Genomic DNA, 25,027 nt, shown 5'->3' with positions numbered 1-25,027 from the left:
AGTTTTTCCTTTGTTTTTATTTAGATACAAAGTTCTAATAATTAGAACTTTGTGTTCATAAGAAATAAAAATGCACAAAAAAATATCTTTTAATAGCAAAGGCCTCAAACTTAAGGGCAACCTTTTTTACCCCAATAATTATAGTGATAAGCAAAAATATCCTGCTATTATAGTCTCTGGAAGCTGGACAACAGTAAAAGAGCAAATGGCAGGTCTTTATGCCTCAAAATTATCAAAAAATGGTTTTATCACCTTAGCTTTTGACTTTAGTCACTATGGTGAAAGTGAAGGTGAACCTCGTTTTTTTGAAAGACCAAAACTTAAAAAAGAAGATATTAAAAATGCAGTTACTTTTTTATCAAAACAAAAAACTGTGGACACTAATAAAATTGGAGTTTTAGGCATTTGTGCTGGCGCAATGTATACATTAATGGCAGCTGCTGAAGACAATCAAATTTCTTCAGTAGTTACTATTGCATCTTGGTTACATGATGAAGAAGTGGTAAAACTCTTTTATGGTGGAGAGACAGGTGTTAGATCAAAAATTAAAGCTGCAAAAAACGCAAAAATTAAATACGCTATTACTGGAGAAGTAGAATACATACCAACAATATCTGAAACAGATGAAAGTGCAGCCATGTTTGGATCGTACGATTATTACCTAAATCCTAAAAGAGGCGCAATTAAAGAATGGAGTAATGATAAATTTGCAGTTGCTAGTTGGGAAGATTGGTTAACAACTAATCCTATGCCTTATGCTGAAAAAATTAAAACACCAACATTAATGATACATTCAGATGGTGCTGTTTTACCTGACTACACAAAAAAATTTTATAACACCATACCAACTCACAACAAACAACTTATATGGATGGATACTGACTTAGAGTCACCATTTCATCAATTTAGCTTTTACGATCAAGAACCTGAAGTTAACAAAGCAATAGAATATGCTAGCCAATGGTATAAAAAACACATGAATTAATAGCCTTCAAATATTAACCAAACAACCTCAAAAACACTTTACTATGCGACTAGAACTAACACGTTATTACAAAGAAAACAGTTCGTACAAACTGAAACTGTCTTTTGGAACATTTTATTTATTTAGTAAATTTTATGTTGCCGAAATCAATGAAGGAGTGCATTTAAGCTACAATAAGTTAAAAGTTATTTTTCAAGAAATAACTGATTTTTATGGTAAAAATGCTAAAATTGTATGTATTGCAAACAGAGTGAACACCTACTCTACCGAACCTATAGTATTTAATATACTTGATGATGAATTCCCTATTTTAAAAGCAAGTGCTTTTGTTACTTATAGCGACAAAGCTTTTAAAGTATCAACTTTAGAAAAAATTATCATTAAGAATAATGTATTAAGATTTAGGTCTTTGGCCGAAGCTTTGCATTGGGCAACTAATTATGACCTCAAATCATCAAAATCAAATGATTTTCCATCTTTAGATAACAACACATTATCAAATACTGATGAAGCTTCCTCTCGAAAATCTTCATAGCCATTATAACGTGTTGAATAATGACCTAAAATTAATGCCCTTACATTAGCTAACTTAGCTATTTCAGCAGCTTCCTTTGCTGTAGAGTGTTTTGTTTTTGGGGCTAAATGTGCGTGTTTTTCTAAAAAAGTAGACTCGTGATAAAGTACATCAGCATCTTTAATAATAGGAACAATACTAGGGTTATATGCTGTATCACTACAAAACGCATAGCTTTTAACTGGAGTTGGAGCTTTAGTAAGCACACTATTTTTAATTAGTTCTCCATTGTTATCTAAAACATCTGCTCCTTGTTTTAACTTTCTATAATAGGCAACATCAATATCATTATTTAATATTGCATTCATGTCTAGTTTTCGCTCTCCAGGTTTCTCTTTAAATAAAAACCCATTAGTGTATACTCGATGGTCTAAAGGAATTGTATGAACTTCTACTTTATCGTCTTCAAAAATTAATTCAGACTTTGTTGAAGTTAACTCATGAAAAATCAGTTTATAATTTGTCCATGATTCGGCTAATTTCATTTGGAGTGTAATGACTTCTTTAAGTCCTTTTGGTCCATAAATATGCAAATCAGTTTCTCTGGTTAAAAGCCTAAAAGTTGATATTAAACCAACTAAACCAAAATAATGGTCACCATGAAGATGAGAAATAAAGATATGCTTTATGCGATTGAACTTAATCTTGGCTTTTCTTAACTGCACTTGTGTGCCTTCGCCACAATCAATTAAAAACATGTGGTTTTTAATTTGTAATACTTGAGACGTTGGGTTTGTATCTATTCGTGGAGTTGCACTATGACAGCCAAGGATTGTTAGTTGCATGTAGTTGTTTTAAAATCCTAAATCGCGCTCAATTTCTTCCATTTCAATAATATCATAAGCTTCTTGCAGTGTAGGAACTACAACAATTTCATCTGGAGTTTCATCTAAATTGGTTTTGTCAGTAACTATAACAAACGAATGTTTTGATGCTCTATGTTTATTTGAAATACTTAAAAATTCTACTATTTGTTCTAAAGGAATTTTATTTAAACTAGTAAGATTAACAATTACATTGTCATTTTTAAAACGCTCATACATTACTTCAAGCTTTTTTACTAGTTCAACAACCGTAGCTTTTTCTTGTGTAATGATAGTTGTATTTCCGTCTTTGTCAAAAATCATAATAAATTAGTGTTTAATTTTTGAAGCTAATAAATAAATTACAGCCATTCTAACTGCTACTCCATTTTGAACTTGATCTAAAATAATAGCTTGGTCAGAATCTGCAACATCACTCGTGATTTCCACACCACGATTAATTGGTCCAGGATGCATTATTGTAATTTCTTTATCAAGACTGTTCAATAACGCTTTATTAACTCCATATTGCTGAGTGTACTCTCTTGTTGAAGGGAAATAGCTTATATCCATTCTTTCGTTTTGAACGCGAAGCATATTAGCTACATCACACCAATTAAGGGCTTTACGCAAATTAGTTTCAACTTTTACACCAAGTTTATCAATATGTTTTGGCAACAATGTTTTTGGTCCGCAAACCATAACATTTGCACCTTGAAGTTGTAATGCATATATATTTGAAAGGGCAACACGACTATGTAAAATATCACCAACTATAACAACGTTTTTACCTTTTACACTTCCTAGTCGCTCTCGTATTGAATAACTGTCTAACAAAGCTTGTGTTGGATGCTCATGAGCTCCATCTCCAGCATTTACAATACTTGCATCTACGTGTTGAGATAAAAACACTCCTGCTCCAGGATTTGGGTGTCTCATAACAACCATATCCACTTTCATGGAAAGAATATTGTTTACCGTATCAATTAAAGTTTCTCCTTTTTTTACTGAAGATTGTGATGCTGAAAAATTGATAACATCTGCAGACAATCGTTTTTCGGCTAACTCAAAAGAGAGCTTTGTACGCGTAGAGTTTTCAAAAAATAAATTAGCAATTGTAATGTCTCTAAGCGAAGGTACTTTTTTTATTGGCCTGTTAATGACTTCTTTAAAATGATCGGCAGTTTCAAAAATAAGTTGAATATCTTGAGAGTTAAGATATTTTATTCCTAATAAGTGGTTGACACTTAATTCGCTCATAGATTTAATTATTTATTAAGTAAACCGAGTCTTCTCCATCATTTTCAGCCCAATTTACTTTTACTTTTTCTTTGTTAATAGCGTCTACCTGACGACCTCTATAATTAGGTTGTATTGGTAAATGCCTACTAAAACGTCGGTCAATTAAGGTTAAAAGTTCTATTTCGTTAGGTCTTCCAAACGATTGAATTGCTGTTAAAGCAGACCGTATACTTCGTCCTGTATATAAAACATCATCAATAAAAACCACATTTTTATTTTCAACTAAGAAGTTAATTTCGGTAGTATTAGCTTCAAGGGTTTTTTCTCCTCTTCTAAAATCGTCTCTAAAAAAAGTAATATCTAAATGCCCTAACTGAATGTTTTTTACTTTATAGTCTTCAGTTAACATTTTAGCTAAACGATTAGCTAAATACTTACCTCTAGGCTGAATACCTATTAAAACTGTGTTGGAAAAATCGTTGTGGTTTTCAATTAATTGACAAGCCAATCTATGAAGAATGATGTTTACCTCTTTTGCATTAAGTAACACTTTTTGACTCATATTGTATCCAAACGTATTTGGAGAACAAAGATAATGCAAAATTTTTACGCAGTTTATATAAACTCTAAAAAAGTAAAAAGAAGCCTATTTAAGGCTTCTTTTTTTAGTTGTCAAAATAAATTAATATCTAACAAACTTGACAGACTCACTGTTTTTATTATTGTATAAGTTTAAAACATAAACTCCTTTGTTTAAATAAGATGTGTCAATAGATTGTAAAACATCACTTGAATCTCCTTTAGCTAATTGCTTACCGTCTAATCCATAAATACTAAATTCAAAAAAATCGGTATTGTTTAATAAATCTATTTTATTGTCCTTTACTAGAACTTTAAAGTCTTGTTGATTTGCGCTTTCTAAACCTAAAGTACTATCATACTCACTAACCATGGTAATTGATGTTCCATTTAAAAGATTGGTTAAAACACCTCCAAGTCCTGAAGTTTTATACACTCTTAAATAGTAAACATCACCTGGGTTAATATTATTGATAACAACTTCAAAGCTACCTCCAACAACCAATAAAACTCCGTAAGAATCACATCCTATTTCTTGGAGATTTCCAATATCTCCTGATGGTGCTAATAAAATTTGATAATCAACACTAGTTATTAAGGAAACACCAGCGCTTACCATACCAATTGTAACTTTGTTATCTCCTCCTGAGACTTCATGCATATAAAACACATCATCAGTAGCTCCACATACAGGATTTAATCCCGAAGGAGTAGCTGAGTTAAAATCTAAAACATTTACAGCTACAGCAGTTCCATCTACTTCTATAGCATCGTTAATCGTGTTTCCATTTTGAGCTACTAAGATGGTAGCCATCAAAAATCCGGTTAAAAAAAGTACATTTTTTTTCATAATATAAAAATTTAGGGTTAATAAAAAGACTGCTTTGTTCTTGATTGAACTATATCTTGTCTAATTACAAAGTGCACTCTATAATTATGAAAAATTTTAAAACCTATTTTAACAAATAATCATTAAAATTACTATTTTGATAATTATTTACTATTAATTTAACAAATAAAAACACAAACAACAATAATTTAATTAGATATTATGTGAAATGCATAAAATTTTAACATTTAATATGAAGAACATAAAAAAGCCTTACAGAAACTGTAAGGCTTTTTAAAAAATTGGTTTTGGGTCAAATATTACTTCTTCCCGTCCATTTTATCTTTAAGAGCTTGCAACGCGTCGTTAGCATCACCTAAAGTAGGTTTTGCTTCAGCAGCTTGAGCTTCTGCTTTTTTAGCAGCAGCTTTTACGTTTGCTATTTCTTCTTCTTTAAAGATTGCTGTATGAGAAGCAACTACTCTCTTGAATTCTTTATTGAACTCAATGATTTTGAATTCAGCTTCTTCACCTTTCTTAAGTTTCTTACCATCTTCTTTCTCTAAGTGACGAGAAGGAACAAAAGCAACGATATCTTCGTTAAACTCAATAGTTGCACCTTTGTCAACGATTTCAGAAATTTCAGCAGTGTGAGTTGTATCTAAAGCAAACTCAGTCTCATACTTATCCCATGGGTTATCAGTAGTTTGTTTGTGACCTAAAGATAATTTACGTCCTTCTACGTCTAACTCAAGAACAACAACTTCTAACTTGTCTCCTACGTTACAGAACTCGCTTGGGTGTTTAATTTTCTTAGTCCAAGATAAATCAGAGATATAAATTAATCCGTCGATACCTTCTTCTAATTCAACAAATACACCAAAGTTTGTAAAGTTACGTACAATACCAGTGTGTGTAGAACCTACAGGGTATTTTCCTGTAATGTCAGTCCATGGATCTGGAGTTAATTGCTTAATTCCAAGTGACATTTTACGATCTTCTCTATCAAGAGTTAAGATAACTGCTTCAATTTCGTCTCCTACAGATACGAAATCTTGAGCTGAACGTAAATGTGTTGACCATGACATTTCAGATACGTGAACTAATCCTTCAACACCTTCTTCTACTTCAATAAATGCACCGTAATCAGCAATTACAACAACTTTACCTTTTACTTTGTCACCTACTTTTACAGTTTCACCAAGTGCTTCCCAAGGATGCTTGCTTAATTGTTTTAAACCTAATTGGATTCTAGATTTATCTTCATCGAAATCTAAAATTACAACGTTAAGTTTTTGGTCTAATTCAACAATCTCATTTGGATGGTTGATACGAGACCAAGAAAGATCAGTAATGTGGATTAATCCATCAACACCACCAAGATCAATAAACACACCGTATGAAGTAATGTTTTTAACAACACCTTCTAATACTTGTCCTTTTTCTAATTGACCAATGATTTCTTTCTTTTGTTCTTCAATATCAGCTTCAATAAGAGCTTTGTGAGATACTACTATGTTTTTGAATTCGTGGTTGATTTTTACAACTTTAAATTCCATAGTTTTATTTACGTACTGGTCGTAATCTCTAATTGGTTTTACATCAATTTGAGAACCTGGTAAGAATGCTTCAATACCAAATACGTCAACGATCATACCACCTTTAGTTCTACATTTTACAAAACCGTTTACGATTTCACCAGTGTCATGTGCATTGTTTACACGATCCCATGCTTTGATAACACGAGCTTTACGGTGAGATAATACTAATTGTCCTGTTGTGTCTTCACGAACGTCAATTAATACTTCTACCTTATCACCAACTTTTAAATTTGGGTTGTAACGGAACTCATTTAATGAGATTACACCTTCAGATTTTGCGTTGATGTCGATGATAGCATCACGATCAGTAATGTGGATTACTTCTCCTTCTACTACTTCATCATCTAAAGTATCTACGAAATTTTCAGATACTAATTTTTCAAATTCTTCTAATTGCTTGTCGTCAACTTGGTCAATTCCTTCTTCGTAATTGTGCCAGTTAAACTCTTTTAAGAATTTTTCAGGATTTGCTTGTGCTTCAGATACTACTGGAGCTTTAGCTGCTACTGCTTCAGTTGCTTCAACTTCTGCTTGTTTTGCTTGTTTTTCAGCCATGTGCTGATAATTAATTTGTATTCTGTATGTTTAAAAAGATTTATGCGAACACACACAGAAGTGTTATTGTTTGTTTTGTTTGTTTCCTTCCTATCTTTTTCAACTCGCTAAAAAGGAGTGCAAAAATACAATTTATTTATTGTAATACCAAATAAATAATTGAAGTATAAATTATTGGTTTTTAACGCGTAATAAGTGCTTATGCGTTTTTAGCAATGGTTTGTTTTGCTAGTTGCAAAATGGTCTCAAATTGCTCATCTAATGTTAGATTTGAATTGTCTATTTCTATAGCGTCTACAGCTTTGGTAAGTGGAGAGTCTTTTCTGGTGGAATCTATCCTATCTCTGGTTTCAACATTTTTTAAAACGTCTTCAAAACTCACATCGTCACCGCGTTCTTTTAATTCTTCATAACGTCTTACTGCTCTTGTATTTGCAGATGCTGTCATAAACAATTTAAGTTCTGCATCAGGAAAAACAACTGTACCAATATCTCTACCGTCCATAACAACACCTTTGTCTTTTCCCATTTGTTGTTGCTGTTTTACCAATTGCCTACGAACTTCAGGAACCGTTGCTACTTGACTTACAAATTTTGAAACTTCTAATGTTCTAATCTGCTTTTCAACATTTACAGAATTTAAATAGACCTCAGCAAAACCTAGCGTTTCATTAAACTTAAATGAGATATTTATATCATCTAATTGATTGATTAATGCTTCTGTATCAAAACAGTCTTGCGCTATAAAGTTATTTTGCATCGCATATAAAGTTACAGCTCTATACATAGCTCCTGTATCTACATACACATAGCTTAAAGCTTTTGCTAATTGTTTAGCAACTGTACTTTTTCCTGTTGAGGAAAATCCGTCTATAGCAATAGTAATGTTTTGCATTATCTCAAATCTATTTGTAACCCAAAGAAACTTGTGTTTGAAGCTCCTGTATATCTTGCATGCGTATAACTGAATCGCATTTTGTTAAGTTTTATTCCAACTCCAAAAGATAATCCTGAAAAGTTACGTTGGTCAACAATTCTTAATTCTTCTGATCTTCTAAAGTTATATCCTAATCGAACATTAAACCCTCTATCAGGAAATAACTCTGCTCCTAATATTGTATGACGCAGTACTTCATTTAAAAACCCTACTTTTTCTTGAGTTTGTTCGCCATCAAGGTCTGTGGTTGCTCTTGCAGGATTAGAAAAACCAATTGGCCACTCTTGTAGATTTTCTAAGGTTAAGTGCCATCTAATTGGTACGTTCTCTAAAGTTTGCGACATACCAAAATTGATTTCTAAAGGTAAACTCTCATTTAAACCTGCATAAGTTTTAAGCTGCGCTCCAAGATTTCTAACGGTTAATGCTGCATGAAAATCTAATCTTTCATTTATATACATTATTCCTAAATCCAATGCACCTCCAATAGAGTTGTATTGTTCCAATTTTGAAGTGATGATTTTAAGGTTTGCTCCTGCATAAAAATCGGAAAACCCTATTTGCTTTGCATAACCTAAAGATAAAGCAGCTTCATTTCCTGTAAAAGAACCTGTAGATACTCCGTTGATATCATAACCATCAAAACTACCATAATTAATATAGGTCATCCCAATATGAAATGTTTGCACTCGTCTATCCCAAGTATATGCATAAGCAGCAGTACCATAACTAATACCTCCCAAATAGCTTGAATAATTAAGTGCTAACTGGTTATCCATTTCATCATTAATAGTTGCAGGATTGTATAAAGGACTGGTTACATCATAATCATAATTGGTAAGCACTTTACCTCCTAATGCAGCTTGACGAGGAGATGATACCAAATTTAAAAACTGGTACGTAGACTCTCCACCAACTTGAGCATAAATTGATGAAGTGACAATGCAAAATAAAAAAATAAAAACCCTCTTTAGCATAAGTCTGCAAAGTAAACAAATCTATCTTAAAACGAAGACATCATTGTTTTATTTTTATGCTATAAAAAAACCTCAACAAATTGTTGAGGTTTAAACTTATAAGGTCTTTGCATTTTTAACCTTTTGGTTAGTGAGTGCAAGCTTTAAAACATCGCTCATATCGGTAACATAGTGAAATTTGAGACCTTTTAAATATTCAGGCTTTATTTCGTCTATATCACGCTTGTTGTCTTCACAAAGTAAGATTTCTTTTATTCGAGCACGTTTAGCAGCCAATATTTTTTCTTTAATACCACCAACAGGTAACACTTTTCCACGAAGTGTAATCTCACCTGTCATCGCTAAACTACTTTTAACTTTACGTTGCGTAAATAAAGACACCAAAGAGGTTAACATAGTTACACCTGCACTTGGACCATCTTTAGGAGTAGCTCCTTCAGGTACGTGAATGTGTACGTTATATTTATCAAACACTTCTGGGTTTATACCAAACTCATCAGCATGCGATTTAATATATTCCATAGCAATGGTAGCAGACTCTTTCATTACCTTTCCTAAGTTACCAGTAATAGTTAAATTACCTTTTCCTTTAGAAAGTATTGATTCTATAAACAGAATATCGCCTCCTACTCTAGTCCAAGCTAACCCTGTAACAACTCCTGCTACATTATTATTCTCATATTTATCGCGTTCTAGCTTTGGTGCTCCAAGTACTTCTATAATATCATCATTACTCACTTTTACATTGTACTCCTCTTCCATAGCAATGTTTTTTGCTGCGTAACGCACCATTTTTGCTACTTGCTTTTCCAACCCTCTAACACCAGACTCTCTAGTATAACCTTCTACTATTTTTTCTAATTGTGGTTTTGCTATTTTAAGGTCTTTAGACTTTAAACCATGTTCTTCAAGTTGTTTTGGTAGCAAATGTCTTTTAGCTATTTCAACTTTTTCTTCAATAGTATAACCGCTTACATTTATAATTTCCATTCTGTCTCTTAAAGCAGGCTGAATGGTATTTAAACTATTAGAGGTTGCAATAAACATCACTTTAGAAAGGTCAAATCCCATTTCTAAGAAGTTATCATAAAACTCACTGTTTTGCTCAGGATCTAACACTTCTAACATTGCAGATGAAGGATCGCCTTGATGCGAATTAGACAGTTTATCTATCTCATCTAACACAAATACTGGATTAGATGTTCCTGCCTTTTTAAGACTTTGAAGAATTCGTCCAGGCATTGCACCAATATAGGTTTTACGATGTCCTCTAATTTCAGCTTCATCTCGTAAACCTCCTAATGACATTCTTACATACTCTCTCCCTAAAGCTTCAGCAATAGACTTTCCTAAAGACGTTTTACCAACTCCTGGAGGTCCATAAAGACAAAGGATTGGAGATTTCATATCATTACGCAATTTTAAAACTGCCAAATATTCAATAATTCGACGTTTTACGTCATCTAATCCATAATGGTCTCGGTCTAAAACTTTTTTAGCGTGTTTTAAATCGAAGTTATCGTCACTAAACTCATTCCAAGGTAAATCTAAAAATAAGTCTAAGTAATTACGTTGAATAGAATACTCTGCAACTTGCGGATTCATTCGCTGTAATTTAGATAATTCTTTATCAAAATGCTCGCCTACTTTTTCATCCCAAACTTTATCCTTAGCACGTTGGCGCATCTCTTCTACTTCCTCTTCATACGAAACGCCTCCAAGTTCTTCTTGAATGGTTTTCATTTGTTGATGCAAAAAGTACTCACGTTGCTGTTGGCTCATGTCGCTTTGTACTTTAGACTGAATGTCGTTTTTAAGCTCCAGTTTTTGGAACTCAACATTCATATACTTTAAAGTCGTTAACGCACGCTCTTTTAAATCGTTTATCTCTAAAAGCTCTTGTTTTTCCTTTACTGTAAGATTCATGTTTGAAGACACGAAATTTACCAGAAACGAATTGCTTTCAATGTTTTTAATTGCAAAAGTAGCTTCGGTAGGAATGTTTGGGCTTTCCTTAATGATTTGAAGCGACAATTCTTTTATAGAATCTATTATTGCCGAAAACTCCTCGTTATCAACAGCTGGTTTAGCTTCTGCCACATCTTTGATAGTTGCTGTTATATAAGGTTTTTCAGAAACTATTGTATCAATCTCAAAACGTCTTTTACCTTGTATAATAATAGTAGTATTACCATCAGGCATTTTTAAAACTTTAAGGATTTTAGCTACTGTTCCTTTTTTATAAATGTCGTTTCCTGTTGGATTTTCTATAGTTTCATCTATTTGAGAAACCACACCTATTACCTTACTACTTTTATTAGCATCGTTAATAAGCTTTATAGACTTGTCTCTACCTGCTGTAATTGGAATAACCACTCCAGGAAACAACACTGTATTACGCAAAGGTAATATTGGTAATGTTTCAGGTAGTGCTTCATTATTTATTTCTGCTTCATCTTCAGGTGTCATTAGCGGGATTAACTCTGAATTTTCATCGAAATCCTGTAATGACAAACTGTCAAGACTTAAAAAATTAGATTTTGCCATATATCTTTTGTAGGTCATTCTGTCATTATAAACAACAAAATGCATTTTAATTAATCATTAAATATTCAAAACAAATGCTGATAATCAACAATTTAACATATCAACAAAGTTATTTACCTTTATATAATTTCAATAGTTATGCCATTACCAAAATATCACAGTAAAAACTTTTTTCAATTAAAGTGTAACAAATTAAAAACACATACATCTTTATACTAAAGCATTTGTTTTTTGACACTAACCAATCAAAATATAGAGCAGCTACTACAGCTATGTAAATTAGGCAACCAAAACGCGCAAATGGAAGTCTACAACCGGTATTACAAAGCTATGTATAATACTGCATACCGAATTGTAAAAGACAGCTTTGAAGCTGAAGATATCATGCAAGATTCTTTTTTAACCGCTTTTACAAAATTAGACAGCTTAAAAAACGAGTCGACTTTTGGATCATGGTTAAAACGAATTGTAGTAAACAATAGTATTTACCATTATAATAAAAACAGTAAATACAGTGATGTTCCTTTAGATAATGTAATGTATAAAATTGAAGATGAGCAAGGGATTGCCGAAGATTATGAATTTACCAATCTAAAAGCAACCCAAGTTATGCAGAGTATGAAGCAGCTTAAAGAAAATTACCAAGTTAGCTTAACACTGCATTTAATTGAAGGTTATGATTATGAAGAAATTTCGGAAATCATGAATATATCACACGCTAATTGCAGAACAATGATATCTAGAGCTAAAGAGAGTTTGAGGCAAAAACTTCAGCCATTAGCGGAATTATAAGTAAACGATATGGAAAAAGATAACTTAAAGAATTTGTTTGAAAAGCTAGATGGTCAATTTGACATTGAAACTCCATCTATAGGTCATCAAGATCGTTTTTTGAGTAAATTAAAAACTCAAGATACTAAAGTAACAACGGTTCAATCCAAAGGTAAAAACATTTGGAAACCTTTAATGGCTGTTGCTGCATCAGTAATACTATGTTTAAGTCTTTTTACTATTACTCAGCAAGAACCTGAAGTAAAAGATTTAGCTAGTGTGTCTCCAGAGTTATCAAAAACTCAAGATTTCTTTACAACAGCTATAAACAAAGAATTAGCATTACTTAAAGATGAGCGTTCTCCTGAAACCAAAGTTTTGGTTGACGATGCTTTAAAGCAGTTAAACATTTTAGAAAAAGAATACGAATTACTAAAAGTTGACCTTACCGAAAGTGGAGATGACAAACGAGTTATTTATGCTATGATCTCAAATTTTCAAACCAGAATTGACGTATTACAATCAGTACTAGAAAACATAGAACAAGTTAAACAATTAAAGCAACAAAATAATGAAATCAAAAATACTATATAACCTGTTTTTAACCTTGGTTTTAGTGATGCCACTATCTGCTATAGCTGGTGGAACAAGCTTAAAAGGCAAACACACTAAAGAAAAAACCATTAAAAAAGAGTTTACTGTTAACAGTGATGCTCTATTAAGAATAAAAAATAGCTATGGTAATATTAATGTAGCTACCTATGAGGGCAACACGACATCTATTGAAGTGGTTATAAAAACCAACGGAAATGATTTAGACGAAGTTCAAAAAAAGCTTGATGAAATTACTGTTGAATTTAACGCAACATCAAACGAAGTTGAAGCAAAAACCATTTTCAATAAAAACAAATCAAAGTCTTGGTGGAATTGGGGAAAAGGTAACAATATTAATATGGAAATTAATTACATCGTCAACCTTCCTATTACTAACAATGTCGATTTAAACAACGACTATGGTAGCATTACACTTGATAAGCTAGAAGGAAGCGCTATAATAAGATGCGATTACGGAAAGATTACCACAAAAGAATTAATGTCTGACAACAATATACTAAGCTTTGACTATACTAAAAACTGCTACTTTGAGTATATAAAAAGTGGTAAAATCAATGCTGATTACAGTGGTTATACTGTTGCAAAAACCAAAAATCTTGAAATTTCGGCAGACTATACAGACTCTACAATTGAAGTTGCTGAAAATGTAAGTTACAATTGTGACTATGGTTCAATTACCATTAATAACGCAAACAACGTAAATGGCAAAGGAGATTACCTTACTCAAAGACTTGGCAACATTTATAAAAATGTAAAATTGAATGCTGATTATGGTTCTATAAAAATTGCTAAAATGGCTGCAAATGCAGGAAATGTATTGATAGAGTCAGATTACGTTGGAATTACAATTGGCTACGATCCTGGATACAACTTTAATTTTGAAATTGATTTAGAGTATGCATCCCTAAAAATTGATGATGCTGTTGAAATTTCTAAAAAACGAATAGAATCTACTGACAAGTATTACTTAGGACATAAAGGAAGTCCTAATAGCGGAAACAACATTAAAATCACTTCAGATTATGGAAGTGTAACACTAAAAGAGAATTAATCAAAAAACACAACAAACAATGAAAAAATCAATCTTATTTTTAGCCTTTTTAGCATGTTCGTTTATTGCAAACGCACAAAAAATAAAAGGAAATGGAAACATGACCACTATTACCAGATCAACATCAGACTATGATGGTATAAAATGTGCTGGGTCGTTTGATTACATTTTGGTAGCAGGAACTGAAGGTAACATAACTATCGAAGGAGAAGAAAACCTTTTAGAATATATAGTTACCGAAGTTAAAGGTGGAAACCTTATCGTTAAAACCGAAAACAATGTTAACCTTAGAACAAGTAAAGGGAAAACAATTAAAATTACCATTCCGTTTAAAGATATCAATAATGTATCGCTTGCTGGTTCTGGAGACCTTTGGAACGAAGATAAAATTACCTCTACAAACCTCGACGTAGCTTTAGCTGGTTCTGGTGATGTAGTACTTAACGTAGAGGCTTCTTCTATAGTTGGAAAACTAGCTGGCTCTGGCGATTTAACGCTTAAAGGAAACACCAATGAGTTAGAAGCTAAAGTTTCAGGATCAGGAGATTTTCATGGTTTTAATTTGCAGTCAAACCACACAAATGTAGCTGTAGCAGGTTCTGGTGATGCAGAAGTTGTGAGTAATATAAGTTTAAAAGCAAGAGTTGCAGGTTCTGGTGATATAGAATATAGAGGCAACCCAAAAACTGAAGACACTAAAGTTGCAGGCTCAGGAAGTATTAGCAACTAAAATAATTTCATCAATCAATTAAAAAAGCCACTCAATCCCATTACTTAGGAAGAGTGGCTTTTTATTTTTATCGTTTATATTTCTTAATACGTAATATTAATAACACCTGAAGTAATACTAAGGTCTCCTCCATCTGCATTGGTAACTACTCCTCCAAAAGAACCAACTAAATTTCCAGCTTCATTAACTGTTATATTTGATACAAAATCAAATGGAGGTCCTAATTCTGAAGGATAAAATACTGATGTTAATGTTAATTCAAAAGTATCATTAATTAAACCTTCTCCTGTAGCATCAACAGGTACTTCAAAATAAATTGAATATACAGATCCTGGAGATGTATCTACTCCTGTAACTTTTACCATTCCGTTTTCAACAGCTACACTAATATCTTCAAAATCAATTGGAGCTGTACCTGCAAAAAGGCTTAGTTCTTGATCAGGGTTTTCAACATTTACAACACATTCGCCTAAATCATCAACAATCGCTTGTAAGCTTCCGTCGTTATCTCCACATTCGGCAATTTGGTTTTCTAAAGCCAATTTGTAAGCATTACAATAATCAGCATAATTATCATCAGTTGCATTATTAAAGTTTACCTCAGCTAAGTTAGTTGCGTTCGCTAAAGCTTCACAATCATCAAATCCGTTAGGGTCAGAACAATCTCCTAAAGCGTCGATACTAGATTGAATGCTTCCATCAGGATCACCACAAGCAGCTAATAAGTTTTCTAATGCGGTTTTGTACGCAGAACACAATTGAGTATAGTTATCATCAGTAACCGAAACAAAAGCTAAAGCAGCTGTAGCCACTTCTTGTGCTGCAGCTTCACAATTTAAATTTCCTGAGTTTGATGTATCTATTTCACTATCTAATGGTTCGTTTTCGCAAGTAAATGCTGATAAAAGAATAAATAGAGAAAATAAAAAACTGAGTTTTTTCATAATAGTTTTGAGTTGAATTTTTACAAACATAATACTTTTAATTAATTTTCAGGATTAGATTTAGGCACTCTGAACAATAAAATTATTCCAAATAAGAAAAACAGAAATAAAAATACAATAGCATTTCGCATTGTACTTATGTGGTCAACAATAGCAAAAATAGCCATACCTATAACGATTCCTATTTTTTCAGCTACATCATAAAAACTAAAATATGAGGTTGAATCTTCAGTTTCAGGTAAATATTTTGAATACGTAGAACGAGCCAAAGCTTGTATTCCTCCCATTACCAAACCTACAAAAGCAGCAGTAACATAAAAGTGTATTGGCAATGTTACAAAGTAAGCACAAACACATAAAAGCATCCATATAGCATTAATTACAATTAGCGTGTATTTGTTTCCAAAACGTTTTGATGCCCTCGAAGTCAATACAGCTCCTAATACAGCTACTAATTGAATTACTAGTATACTCACTATTAATCCTGTTCTTTTTTCATTATCATCAGCCCAAAGAATTTCTTTTTCACCAAAGTATACAGCCATTAACATAATGGTTTGTACAGCCATACTAAATACAAAAAACGCATACAAATAACGTTTTAATCTTAGGTTTTGCTTAAGCTCTTTCCAAACCGATTTAAGCTCAGTAAATCCGTTAAAAATTACACTTTTGGTTACTTTATGACCTTTAGATGTTCCTTTTGGTAATACGTAAAATGTGTACTGACTAAATATAATCCACCATAACCCAACTGTTATAAATGAAATTCTCATAGCTTCTATTGAAGCTGTATTTCGAGACTCTTCGGTTGTACCAACATCAAATCCAAACCACTCAGGAAACATAACCATAAAAAGGTTAAGAATTAATAATAACACGCTACCTATGTAGCCCAAACTAAATCCTTTTGCACTTATGCTATCCTGTTGGTCTTCGAACGCGATGTCTGGTAAGTACGAATTATAAAACACCAAACTTCCCCAATATCCTATAAGTCCCATAAAATAGAATAGTAAACTAACGTGAATTAAATCTTTACTAAACCAATACAAGCCTATACAACCTAAGCCACCAACATAACAGAAAAACTTCATGAACGTTTTTTTGTTTCCTACAAAATCGGCAATACCTGAAAGTATTGGTGATGAAAACGCAACCACAAGAAAGGTAAAGGCTGTTACAATTTCAATTAAAACGGTTTGTTTAAATTCATATCCAAATGCCGAAACTAGTTCGGTTTTTGTTGCAAATAAACTCCCATAAAACAATGGAAAAATAGAAGATGCTATAGTTAAAGTATATACTGAATTTGCCCAATCATAAAATGCCCAAGCATTAAGAAGTTTTTTACTTCCCTTTTGAAGTTCTGCCATAGTTAGTTAAAATAAAAAGCTGCCCTTTTTAGGACAGCTTCTAAAGTAATCAAATATTTTTAGAATTTGGTGTTATCATTTAAACGATGTTACACCAAACTTTTTTGCTTCAGCTTTTGCCTTTGCAGCATTCTTTGTAAGATTAGCAATTCTAGTTTCGTTTGAAGGATGCGTACTTAAAAACTCAGGTGGTGCTTGTCCTCCACTTTGTGCTTGCATGCGTTTCCAAAGTTCAGCACATTCATCAGGATTATAACCTGCAATAGCCATAATCATTTGTCCAATCTCATCAGCTTGCGTTTCATGACTTCTGCTAAAAGGTAACATTCCTAATACATTTGAACCTACTCCATAAGACTGGTTAAATATATTTCTGGTTTGCTCATCTTTTATAGCAAAATTACCTGCTACTGCAAGACCTTGTTGTATATATGCAGCACTCATACGTTGTTGTCCATGGTTTGCTAAAGCGTGTGATACCTCATGTCCCATAATAGCAGCTACTCCTGTTTCTCCATCTGCTATTGGTAAAATACCTGTGTAGAATACAATTTTTCCTCCAGGCATACACCAAGCGTTTACAGTTTCGTCATTAACTAGATTATATTCCCATTGGTAATCTTTTAAATACCCTTCATAGCCATTAGCATTTAACCAACGCTCAGCAGCAACTGCAATACGTTGACCAACACGTTTAATCATTTCAGCATCAGCAGTTCCTGTAACTACTTTGTTTTCAGTTAAAAATTGATCGTATTGCGAAAATGATGATGGAAACAATTGGTCGTTAGATACAAATGCCATTGTTTTTTTCCCTGTAAAAGGGTTTGTTGCACAAGATAAAAACAGTAATACTGTACCTAATGCAACGATGCTTTTTCTATAGTTCATTATTGATGGTGTTAAATGTTATTAGTTATAAATTTACAAAAATCATTCCATACAATTATGACACATAACATCATAAATTGTCACAATTAACTTACAGTTTAGTTCTTATTCGCCCACTAAGTGAAGTTGAGTAAAATCTTTATCAACTATCATACTATTGTCTCCATTCATCTTAACATTAGCTAATGGAATATCGACATTATCAATTTGGATACTAGAGACCTTAAATGGTAATCCATGGAATTTCACTAAAAACTGCTGATAGTTTGCTGTAAACTTACCTTCTTTATGTTGCTGAATAATAAGTTGATTTGGCTTTCCTGTTAACTTAAACGTTCTAAAACTATAACGTCCTTTTATGTAGTCATAACCATCATGCGCATCATCGTAAAATAGAGAATCTTCTTTACCTTCTTTGTAATATACATCTAATACTACTTGGTCTATTTCTTTTTCATCTACATATTGCTGAACAGGATATTTTGGAATAATTGCACCTTCTTTCACAAAAATTGGCATACTATCAATATCAGCATCAACCCACATTTCCTTTCCTCCATTAACAATTTCATTTGTCCAGAAATTGAACCATTTTCCTCTAGGTACAAACATGCGTCTGCCTCTTGCATTTTGTTCTAAAATTGGACAAACCAATATTTTTTCACCAAAAATAAACTCGTCATTTCTGTAATGTGTGTGAACGTCTTCTTGATCAAACAACATTAATGATTTTAACATTGGAATACCTTCTTCAACATACTGCCAAAATGTAGTATATAAATATGGAAGTAATTGGTAGCGAAGTTCAATAAACTTTCTGACAATATCTGTTACGTCTTCATCAAAAGCCCATGGTTCTTGATCGCCATGATCACCAGAAGAATGTACTCTACAAAATGGATGAAATACTCCTAACTGAATCCAACGAGTAAAAAGCTCACCTTGGGGCTGTTCAGCAAATCCTCCTATATCGCTACCAGCAAATGAAAAACCAGACATTGCCATACGTTGTGCTTGTATGTTTGCTATCCATAAATGCTCCCATGTTGCAACGTTATCACCTGTCCAAGTTGATGTATATCTTTGAGTTCCTGAATAGGCTGCTCTTGTAATTACAAATGGTCGTTTTGGATAAGAGTACTTTTTTAATCCTTGATATGTAGCTCTCGCCATTTGCATACCATAAATGTTATGCGCTTTTCTGTGGCTACAAGGGTTACCATCATAATCGTGTCTTACATCATTAGGGAAAGTTTTATTAGGAACTTCCATAACTGCAGGCTCGTTCATATCGTTCCAAACTCCTTTTACACCAATGTCTTCAACAAGCTCTTTGAATAAACCTGACCACCATTCTCTAACTTCAGGATTTGTAAAATCAGGGAAATAACATTCCCCAGGCCATACTTTACCTTTCATGTATGGTCCATCAGCACGTTTACAGAAGTAATCTTTATCTAAAGCTTCTTTAAACACACTGTATTCCATATCTATTTTAATTCCTGGATCAATGATAACCACAGTTTTAAAACCATCGTCTGATAGTTCTTTAACCATTCTCTTAGGATCAGGAAAATAGTCTTTATTCCAAGTAAAACACCTAAAACCATCCATATAATCAATATCTAAATAGATGGCATCACATGGTATTCTTAACTCTCTAAATTTTTGAGTGATTTCTTTTACCTTACTTTCTGGATAATAGCTCCATTTACATTGGTGAAAACCTAATGCCCAAAGTGGTGGCAATTGATGTGGTTTTCCTGTTAAATCTGTATAATTAGCAACTACATCGCTCATTTGAGGACCATAAATGAAATAGTAGTTCATTTCGCCTCCTTGAGCCCAAAAACTAGTGACGTTGCGTCTTTCATTAGCAAAGTCAAAAAATGACCTAAAGGTATTGTCAAAGAAAATTCCGTAGGCTTTTTTATTGTGCAATGCTGTATAAAACGGTATTGTTTTATAGATTGGGTCTGTATTTTTACCATAAGCGTAAGAATCGGTTACCCAGTTTTCAAAGCGTTTTCCTTTAAGGTTAAGCTTTGCAGGTTTATCTCCAAGACCAAAGTAACTTTCACCATCATGAGAGGCTTTGCTCATTTTTACAATATTGCCTCCAAACTCATAGCTTTCTTCCCAATGAAACCCTAATTCGTCTTCGTTTATCAAACTTCCATCAATAGCATCAAACAACGACACTCTAAGGTCTAGTTTTGAAATTTCACAAATTAGTTTTGAAGTTGTGACTTTATAAACTTCTTCTTGCTCTTCAATCTCAAGTTTATTATATCCTCTACTTGCATATTTGGTTATTGCATAGGAAAAATCGTTTTCAAAATTGCCTGTTGTTGTAAACCTAAATCTCAACACACTATCTCTAACCACTGTTAATTCTAAAACAACATCATTATCGGTTTTAAAATACAAGGTATCAACATCTTTGCTATACGAAACAATTTTTGAAGGAAATAAGTTTCCTTTATATTCTAATTCAGTATTTACAATCATAAGTCAAGGTTAATATACATAACAAAAAAACGTATAAGTTACCACATATAAAACATTAGTTTATAAGAATTATTAACTATAACGTTTTCGAAAATTTATTTTGAATATTTAAACGCTACCATACCTAAAGGTGGAATAGTAATCGCTACAGAATGCTTTCTATACTGCCAATCTTTTTTCTCTGACTTAAGCGTTTTGTTTTGATATTCACCTGTACCATTGTATGACTTTAAATCACTATTAAAGATTTCTTTAAGTGTTCCTTGTTTAGGTAAACCTATTCTATAGTCTTCCCTAGGAATTGGTGTCATATTACACACTACAATAATGTTATCTTTTACGAGCTTACCTTTTCTTATATAGACAAGTACAGAGTTTTCAGAATCGTTATAATCTATCCATTCAAAACCGTCGTTTGAAAATTGCTTTTGATGTAAAGCAGGTTCACCTTTGTACAGTGTATTCAAATCTTTTATAAGCGATTGAACACCTTTATGAACATCATACTGTAATAAATGCCAATCTAAACTTTGTTGAAAATTCCATTCTTCGCTTTGCCCAAATTCGGCTCCTTGAAACAGCAAGTTTGCTCCAGGATGTGTAAACATATAGCTATATAACAAACGTAAATTAGCAAAGCGTTGCCATTCGTCTCCTGGCATTCTACCTAGCAAAGAGCGTTTACCATACACAACTTCGTCATGTGATAAAGGCAGCATGAAATTCTCAGAAAATGCATAGGTCATTGAAAACGTTAAATCATTTTGATGATGCTTTCTGTAAATAGGTTCTTTTGCAAAATATTGAAGTGTATCGTGCATCCAACCCATCATCCATTTCATGCCAAATCCTAAACCTCCTAAAAAAGTTGGTTTTGACACCATTGGATATGCTGTAGATTCTTCAGCAATGGTTTGTACATCAGGAAACAAACTATAAACGGCTTCATTCATTTCTTTCATAAAATCAATAGCCTCAAGGTTTTCTCTACCTCCAAACTTATTGGGTTCCCATTCTCCTTCTTCTCTTGAATAGTCTAAAAACAACATAGATGCTACAGCATCAACCCTTAAACCATCTGCATGATAATGATCTAACCAAAAAATAGCGTTACTAATTAGAAACGATTTTACTTCATTACGACCATAGTTAAAAATTAGGCTTTTCCAATCAGGATGATAGCCTTTTCGCTTATCAGGATGTTCGTACAAATGTGAGCCATCAAAAAAACCAAGTCCGTGAGCATCTTCTGGGAAATGTGATGGTACCCAATCTAGAATAATTCCTATGTCATTTTGATGAAGTTTATCTACCAGAAGTTTAAACCCTTCAGGATACCCAAAACGCGATGTTGGTGCAAAATATCCTGTAATTTGATAACCCCAACTTGGGTCATAAGGATATTCCATTACTGGCATCAACTCTACATGTGTAAAGTTCATGTCCTTTACATAGCTTACCAACTCGTCAGCTAATTCTCGATAAGACAAAAACCGATTGTGTTCTAGCTTTCGTTTCCAAGATCCTAAATGCACCTCATATACTGAAAATGGAGCGTCCAAAGCATTATTAGCTTTACGCTTTTTCATCCATTGGGCATCATCCCAAGTATAATTTTCATCATCCCAAACTATTGAAGCTGTTTTTGGAGGATGTTCGCATCGTCTTGCGTAAGGGTCAGCTTTTTCAGTTATTATATCAGCATTATTACTATGTATTTTATACTTATACACACTGCCTTTCCCAACATTGGGTATAAAGCCTTCCCATATTCCGCTAGAATCCCAACGTACATTAAGTTGGTGTTGTTCATCTTCCCAAAAGTTAAAATCACCTATAACCGAAACAGCCTTAGCACTTGGAGCCCAAACAGCAAAATACGTCCCTTTTACTCCATTTAAAGTAGTAATATGAGAGCCAAACTTTTCATAAAGTCTGTAATGCTTTCCTGCTTTGAAAAGACCAATATCAAATTCCGTAAACAAACTATGGGCTATTACCTTTTCCATATTGAGAATTAAACACTAAATGTACATAATTAAATACACTGTAAAAGTATTATTTCTTTTAAATAAATGTAATTTTAAGCTAATGGTCTCGACCAAAACCATAAAAAATTGAAAATTTAGAATTATGAAAAAGCTCTTTTTATTATTTGCTATAGGAATATTGTTTAGCTGCAATTCTGTAGCGCAAAAAACAAAAACTACAAAAAAGGACGTTTACAAAGTGAACAAAACTGATGAAGAATGGAGACGCGTTTTAACTGATGAACAATTTTATGTTTTAAGAGAAAAAGGCACTGAAAGACCTCACACAGGCAAGTACAATTTACATTTTGAGAAAGGAACTTATGCTTGTGCAGCTTGTGATGCGCAATTATTTGAAAGCGGAGATAAGTTTATGTCAGACTGTGGTTGGCCCAGTTTTGACAATGCCATTGAAGGCACTATAAAATATAAAGAAGATCGCTCTTTAGGAATGGTTCGCACCGAAATACTTTGCGCCAATTGTGGAGGACATTTAGGACACATTTTTAACGATGGACCTACTGCAACAGGAAAGCGTTTTTGTGTAAACTCTGCGAGTTTAAACTTTGACGCTAAAGCTGAAAAAAATTAGCACCAAGTTATTGACATAAGTGTTATCTTTACACTTATGGAAAATACAATAATTTCTGGCATAATCAAACAGTTTGAATACTACAAAACTGCTGCTGACAAAACATTTGACCAACTATCTTTTGACGATATAAATTGGCAACCAAATGATACCTCAAATAGTATTTCTATAATTGTTAAACACATGGTAGGAAATATGTTGAGTAGGTGGACCAATTTTTTAACAGAAGATGGTGAAAAAGATTGGAGGCATCGCGAACAAGAATTTGTGGCAACTTACACAACCAAAAACGATGTATTGCAAGCATGGGAAAAGGGCTGGAACTGTTTGTTTGACGCAATACAACCACTTAAAGATTCTGATTTAGAACGTGTAGTTTACATTAGAAATGAAAAGCACACTGTAGCTGAGGCTATCTTTAGGCAATTAGGACATTACCCTTATCACATCGGTCAAATTGCTTATATAGGAAAATTGCTAAAAGAAAATCATTGGAAATCATTATCTATTCCCAAAGGACAATCTGAAGCATTTAATAAAGAAAAATTCAACAAAAACAGAAATTAACTTTTTTTCACTTCAGATTTTACAATATGATGTTTTTTATAAGGCCTAATAATTAGTCGTGCTTCCCTATCAAAACGAATGTAATTATACACCCAGTTTATAAAAACAACTGCTCTGTTTCTAAATCCTATTAAAAAGAATAAGTGAACAAACATCCAAACAAACCATGCAAACACACCTTGAAATTTAAACGACTCTAAATCTACAACCGCTTTATTACGACCAACTGTTGCCATTGATCCTTTATCGTTATACTTAAAAGGTTTCATGGGTTTACAATCTATTAATCTCACCAAGTTATCTCCAAGTTGTTTTCCTTGTTGAATAGCAGGTTGAGCCATCATAGGATAACCTTGTGGAAAATCTTCGGTTTGCATACAAGCAATATCACCTACAGCAAAAATGCTGTCAAATCCATTTACTTGGTTAAATTCGTTTACCACAATTCTATTACCTCTTGTAATGTAATCTTGAGCATCTAATCCTTTTATGGTAGCACCTTTAACACCTGCAGCCCAAACAACAGTTGCAGTTTCAAAAGTAACATCGGTATTTGTAGTTACGGTTTTGCCATCATATCCTGTAACTCTTAAATCCTTCCAGATGTTAACACCTAGTTCTTCAAGAAAATCTTCAGCTTTTTTAGAAGCCTTTTCACTCATTTCTTTCAACACTCTGTCACCAGACTGCACAAGATTTATTTGTGCTAAACGTGTATCTAAATCAGGATAATCTTTAGGTAAAATGCCTTTCTTTATTTCGGCTAAAGCACCAGCTAACTCCACTCCTGTTGGTCCTGCTCCAACTATTACAAAATTCATTAAAGCATTACGCTCATCAAGGTCTGATGTGAGCAGCGCATCTTCAAAATTCTCTAAAATTAAGCTTCTAAGGTTAAGCGATTGTGGTATGCTTTTCATAGCCATACTATGCTTTTCAATCGATTCGTTACCAAAATAATTGGTTTCAGAACCTGTTGCAATAACCAGATAATCGAACTTTAAATCTCCAATATCAGACTTAACTATTTTATTTTCGGCATCAATCTCCTTCACATTTGCCATTCTAAAGAAAATATTAGGAAAATTCTTCAATATTTTTCGCAATGGATATGCAATAGAATCAGGTTCTAGTCCACCTGTAGAGACTTGATATAGTAAAGGCTGAAACGTGTGATAATTGTGCTTATCCAATAAAACAACTTGTGCTTCTTTTTTTGATAATCTTCTGGCAAGAGAAATGCCTGCAAATCCACCACCAATAATAACAATGCGTGGATAACTCACTCTAGGTATATTCATAAAGCTTAACTTTCAATAC

At 33.0% G+C, this 25,027-nt stretch carries 23 protein-coding genes; 8 read left to right on the top strand and 15 right to left on the bottom strand.

The window, feature by feature from the left end; genetic code table 11:
• Positions 1–70: 70 nt before the first annotated feature.
• Both ABD011_RS09170 and ABD011_RS09165 read left to right on the top strand, forming a co-directional pair.
• The gene (locus ABD011_RS09170) at positions 71–985 is read left to right on the top strand and encodes an alpha/beta hydrolase (RefSeq protein ID WP_343797657.1); all 915 of its coding nucleotides are present in this window, start codon (positions 71–73) and stop codon (positions 983–985) included.
• Positions 986–1,028: 43 nt separating this feature from the next.
• Positions 1,029–1,520 carry a hypothetical protein gene (locus tag ABD011_RS09165; RefSeq protein ID WP_134199969.1) on the top strand — a complete coding sequence of 164 codons (492 nt, stop codon included), beginning with the start codon at positions 1,029–1,031 and terminating at the stop codon, positions 1,518–1,520.
• Here ABD011_RS09165 and ABD011_RS09160 read toward each other — a convergent pair.
• The 9 genes from ABD011_RS09160 to lon form a co-directional block, all read right to left on the bottom strand.
• A complete protein-coding gene (locus ABD011_RS09160) occupies positions 1,424–2,344 on the bottom strand; it encodes a ribonuclease Z (protein ID WP_343797655.1) in 921 nt (306 codons plus the stop codon). The genes ABD011_RS09165 and ABD011_RS09160 overlap by 97 nt on opposite strands.
• A gap of 9 nt (positions 2,345–2,353) precedes the next feature.
• Complete coding sequence (locus ABD011_RS09155) at positions 2,354–2,686, bottom strand: ribonuclease Z (protein ID WP_262733969.1); 333 nt, start codon at positions 2,684–2,686, stop codon at positions 2,354–2,356.
• Positions 2,687–2,692: 6 nt separating this feature from the next.
• Positions 2,693–3,622, bottom strand: a complete 930-nt coding sequence (locus ABD011_RS09150; protein ID WP_129760784.1) for an aspartate carbamoyltransferase catalytic subunit — start codon at positions 3,620–3,622, stop codon at positions 2,693–2,695.
• 4 nt (positions 3,623–3,626) lie between these two features.
• A complete protein-coding gene (gene pyrR, locus ABD011_RS09145) occupies positions 3,627–4,166 on the bottom strand; it encodes a bifunctional pyr operon transcriptional regulator/uracil phosphoribosyltransferase PyrR (RefSeq protein WP_129760783.1) in 540 nt (179 codons plus the stop codon).
• Between the two features lie 120 nt (positions 4,167–4,286).
• Positions 4,287–5,033: a T9SS type A sorting domain-containing protein gene (locus tag ABD011_RS09140; RefSeq protein WP_343797651.1), complete on the bottom strand. Its 747-nt coding sequence runs from the start codon at positions 5,031–5,033 to the stop codon at positions 4,287–4,289.
• A gap of 299 nt (positions 5,034–5,332) precedes the next feature.
• Positions 5,333–7,168, bottom strand: a complete 1,836-nt coding sequence (gene rpsA, locus ABD011_RS09135; RefSeq protein WP_343797649.1) for a 30S ribosomal protein S1 — start codon at positions 7,166–7,168, stop codon at positions 5,333–5,335.
• Positions 7,169–7,367: 199 nt separating this feature from the next.
• The gene (cmk, locus tag ABD011_RS09130; RefSeq protein ID WP_343797647.1) at positions 7,368–8,063 is read right to left on the bottom strand and encodes a (d)CMP kinase; all 696 of its coding nucleotides are present in this window, start codon (positions 8,061–8,063) and stop codon (positions 7,368–7,370) included.
• Positions 8,063–9,082 (bottom strand): type IX secretion system protein PorQ, encoded by a 1,020-nt coding sequence (gene porQ, locus ABD011_RS09125; RefSeq protein ID WP_343797645.1) that lies wholly within the window; start codon positions 9,080–9,082, stop codon positions 8,063–8,065. The genes cmk and porQ overlap by 1 nt, the downstream gene beginning before the upstream one ends.
• A gap of 96 nt (positions 9,083–9,178) precedes the next feature.
• Positions 9,179–11,629 (bottom strand): endopeptidase La, encoded by a 2,451-nt coding sequence (gene lon / locus ABD011_RS09120; RefSeq protein WP_343797643.1) that lies wholly within the window; start codon positions 11,627–11,629, stop codon positions 9,179–9,181.
• 231 nt (positions 11,630–11,860) lie between these two features.
• Between lon and ABD011_RS09115 the strand changes: the two genes are divergently transcribed.
• Genes ABD011_RS09115 through ABD011_RS09100 form a run of 4 tightly spaced genes read left to right on the top strand, consistent with a single transcriptional unit; the run spans position 11,861 to position 14,796 of the window.
• Complete coding sequence (locus tag ABD011_RS09115) at positions 11,861–12,421, top strand: RNA polymerase sigma factor (protein ID WP_343797641.1); 561 nt, start codon at positions 11,861–11,863, stop codon at positions 12,419–12,421.
• Between the two features lie 9 nt (positions 12,422–12,430).
• The gene (locus ABD011_RS09110) at positions 12,431–12,994 is read left to right on the top strand and encodes a hypothetical protein (RefSeq protein ID WP_343797639.1); all 564 of its coding nucleotides are present in this window, start codon (positions 12,431–12,433) and stop codon (positions 12,992–12,994) included.
• A complete protein-coding gene (locus tag ABD011_RS09105; RefSeq protein WP_335975260.1) occupies positions 12,972–14,066 on the top strand; it encodes a hypothetical protein in 1,095 nt (364 codons plus the stop codon). Before ABD011_RS09110 ends, ABD011_RS09105 begins: the two co-directional genes overlap by 23 nt.
• Positions 14,067–14,085: 19 nt before the next feature.
• Positions 14,086–14,796: a head GIN domain-containing protein gene (locus tag ABD011_RS09100; RefSeq protein ID WP_335975257.1), complete on the top strand. Its 711-nt coding sequence runs from the start codon at positions 14,086–14,088 to the stop codon at positions 14,794–14,796.
• Positions 14,797–14,879: 83 nt separating this feature from the next.
• Here the strand turns inward: ABD011_RS09100 and ABD011_RS09095 are convergent, their stop codons facing one another.
• From ABD011_RS09095 to glgB, 5 genes are all read right to left on the bottom strand, one after another.
• Positions 14,880–15,740 (bottom strand): hypothetical protein, encoded by an 861-nt coding sequence (locus ABD011_RS09095; protein WP_343797635.1) that lies wholly within the window; start codon positions 15,738–15,740, stop codon positions 14,880–14,882.
• 41 nt (positions 15,741–15,781) lie between these two features.
• Entirely contained in the window at positions 15,782–17,116 is a 1,335-nt protein-coding gene (locus ABD011_RS09090) for an MFS transporter (RefSeq protein WP_134199994.1), read from the bottom strand.
• Positions 17,117–17,191: 75 nt separating this feature from the next.
• The gene (locus ABD011_RS09085) at positions 17,192–18,007 is read right to left on the bottom strand and encodes a M48 family metallopeptidase (protein WP_129760773.1); all 816 of its coding nucleotides are present in this window, start codon (positions 18,005–18,007) and stop codon (positions 17,192–17,194) included.
• Positions 18,008–18,112: 105 nt separating this feature from the next.
• Entirely contained in the window at positions 18,113–20,518 is a 2,406-nt protein-coding gene (locus tag ABD011_RS09080; protein ID WP_343797632.1) for a glycoside hydrolase family 31 protein, read from the bottom strand.
• Between the two features lie 95 nt (positions 20,519–20,613).
• The gene (glgB, locus tag ABD011_RS09075) at positions 20,614–22,527 is read right to left on the bottom strand and encodes a 1,4-alpha-glucan branching protein GlgB (RefSeq protein WP_343797630.1); all 1,914 of its coding nucleotides are present in this window, start codon (positions 22,525–22,527) and stop codon (positions 20,614–20,616) included.
• Positions 22,528–22,651: 124 nt separating this feature from the next.
• On the opposite strand from glgB, the gene msrB reads away from it, so the two are divergent.
• Entirely contained in the window at positions 22,652–23,140 is a 489-nt protein-coding gene (msrB, locus tag ABD011_RS09070) for a peptide-methionine (R)-S-oxide reductase MsrB (protein WP_343797628.1), read from the top strand.
• Positions 23,141–23,176: 36 nt separating this feature from the next.
• Positions 23,177–23,707, top strand: coding sequence for a DUF1572 family protein (locus ABD011_RS09065; RefSeq protein WP_343797626.1), 531 nt, complete (start codon positions 23,177–23,179; stop codon positions 23,705–23,707).
• Here ABD011_RS09065 and ABD011_RS09060 read toward each other — a convergent pair.
• Positions 23,704–25,008: an NAD(P)/FAD-dependent oxidoreductase gene (locus tag ABD011_RS09060; RefSeq protein WP_343797624.1), complete on the bottom strand. Its 1,305-nt coding sequence runs from the start codon at positions 25,006–25,008 to the stop codon at positions 23,704–23,706. The two genes, ABD011_RS09065 and ABD011_RS09060, sit on opposite strands and share 4 nt — an antisense overlap.
• Positions 25,009–25,027 lie beyond the last annotated feature (19 nt).

The sequence above is a fragment of the Gaetbulibacter jejuensis genome, from assembly GCF_039524015.1.
Classification (GTDB): domain Bacteria; phylum Bacteroidota; class Bacteroidia; order Flavobacteriales; family Flavobacteriaceae; genus Gaetbulibacter_B; species Gaetbulibacter_B jejuensis.
This window is presented reverse-complemented; position numbering and strand designations above follow the sequence as displayed.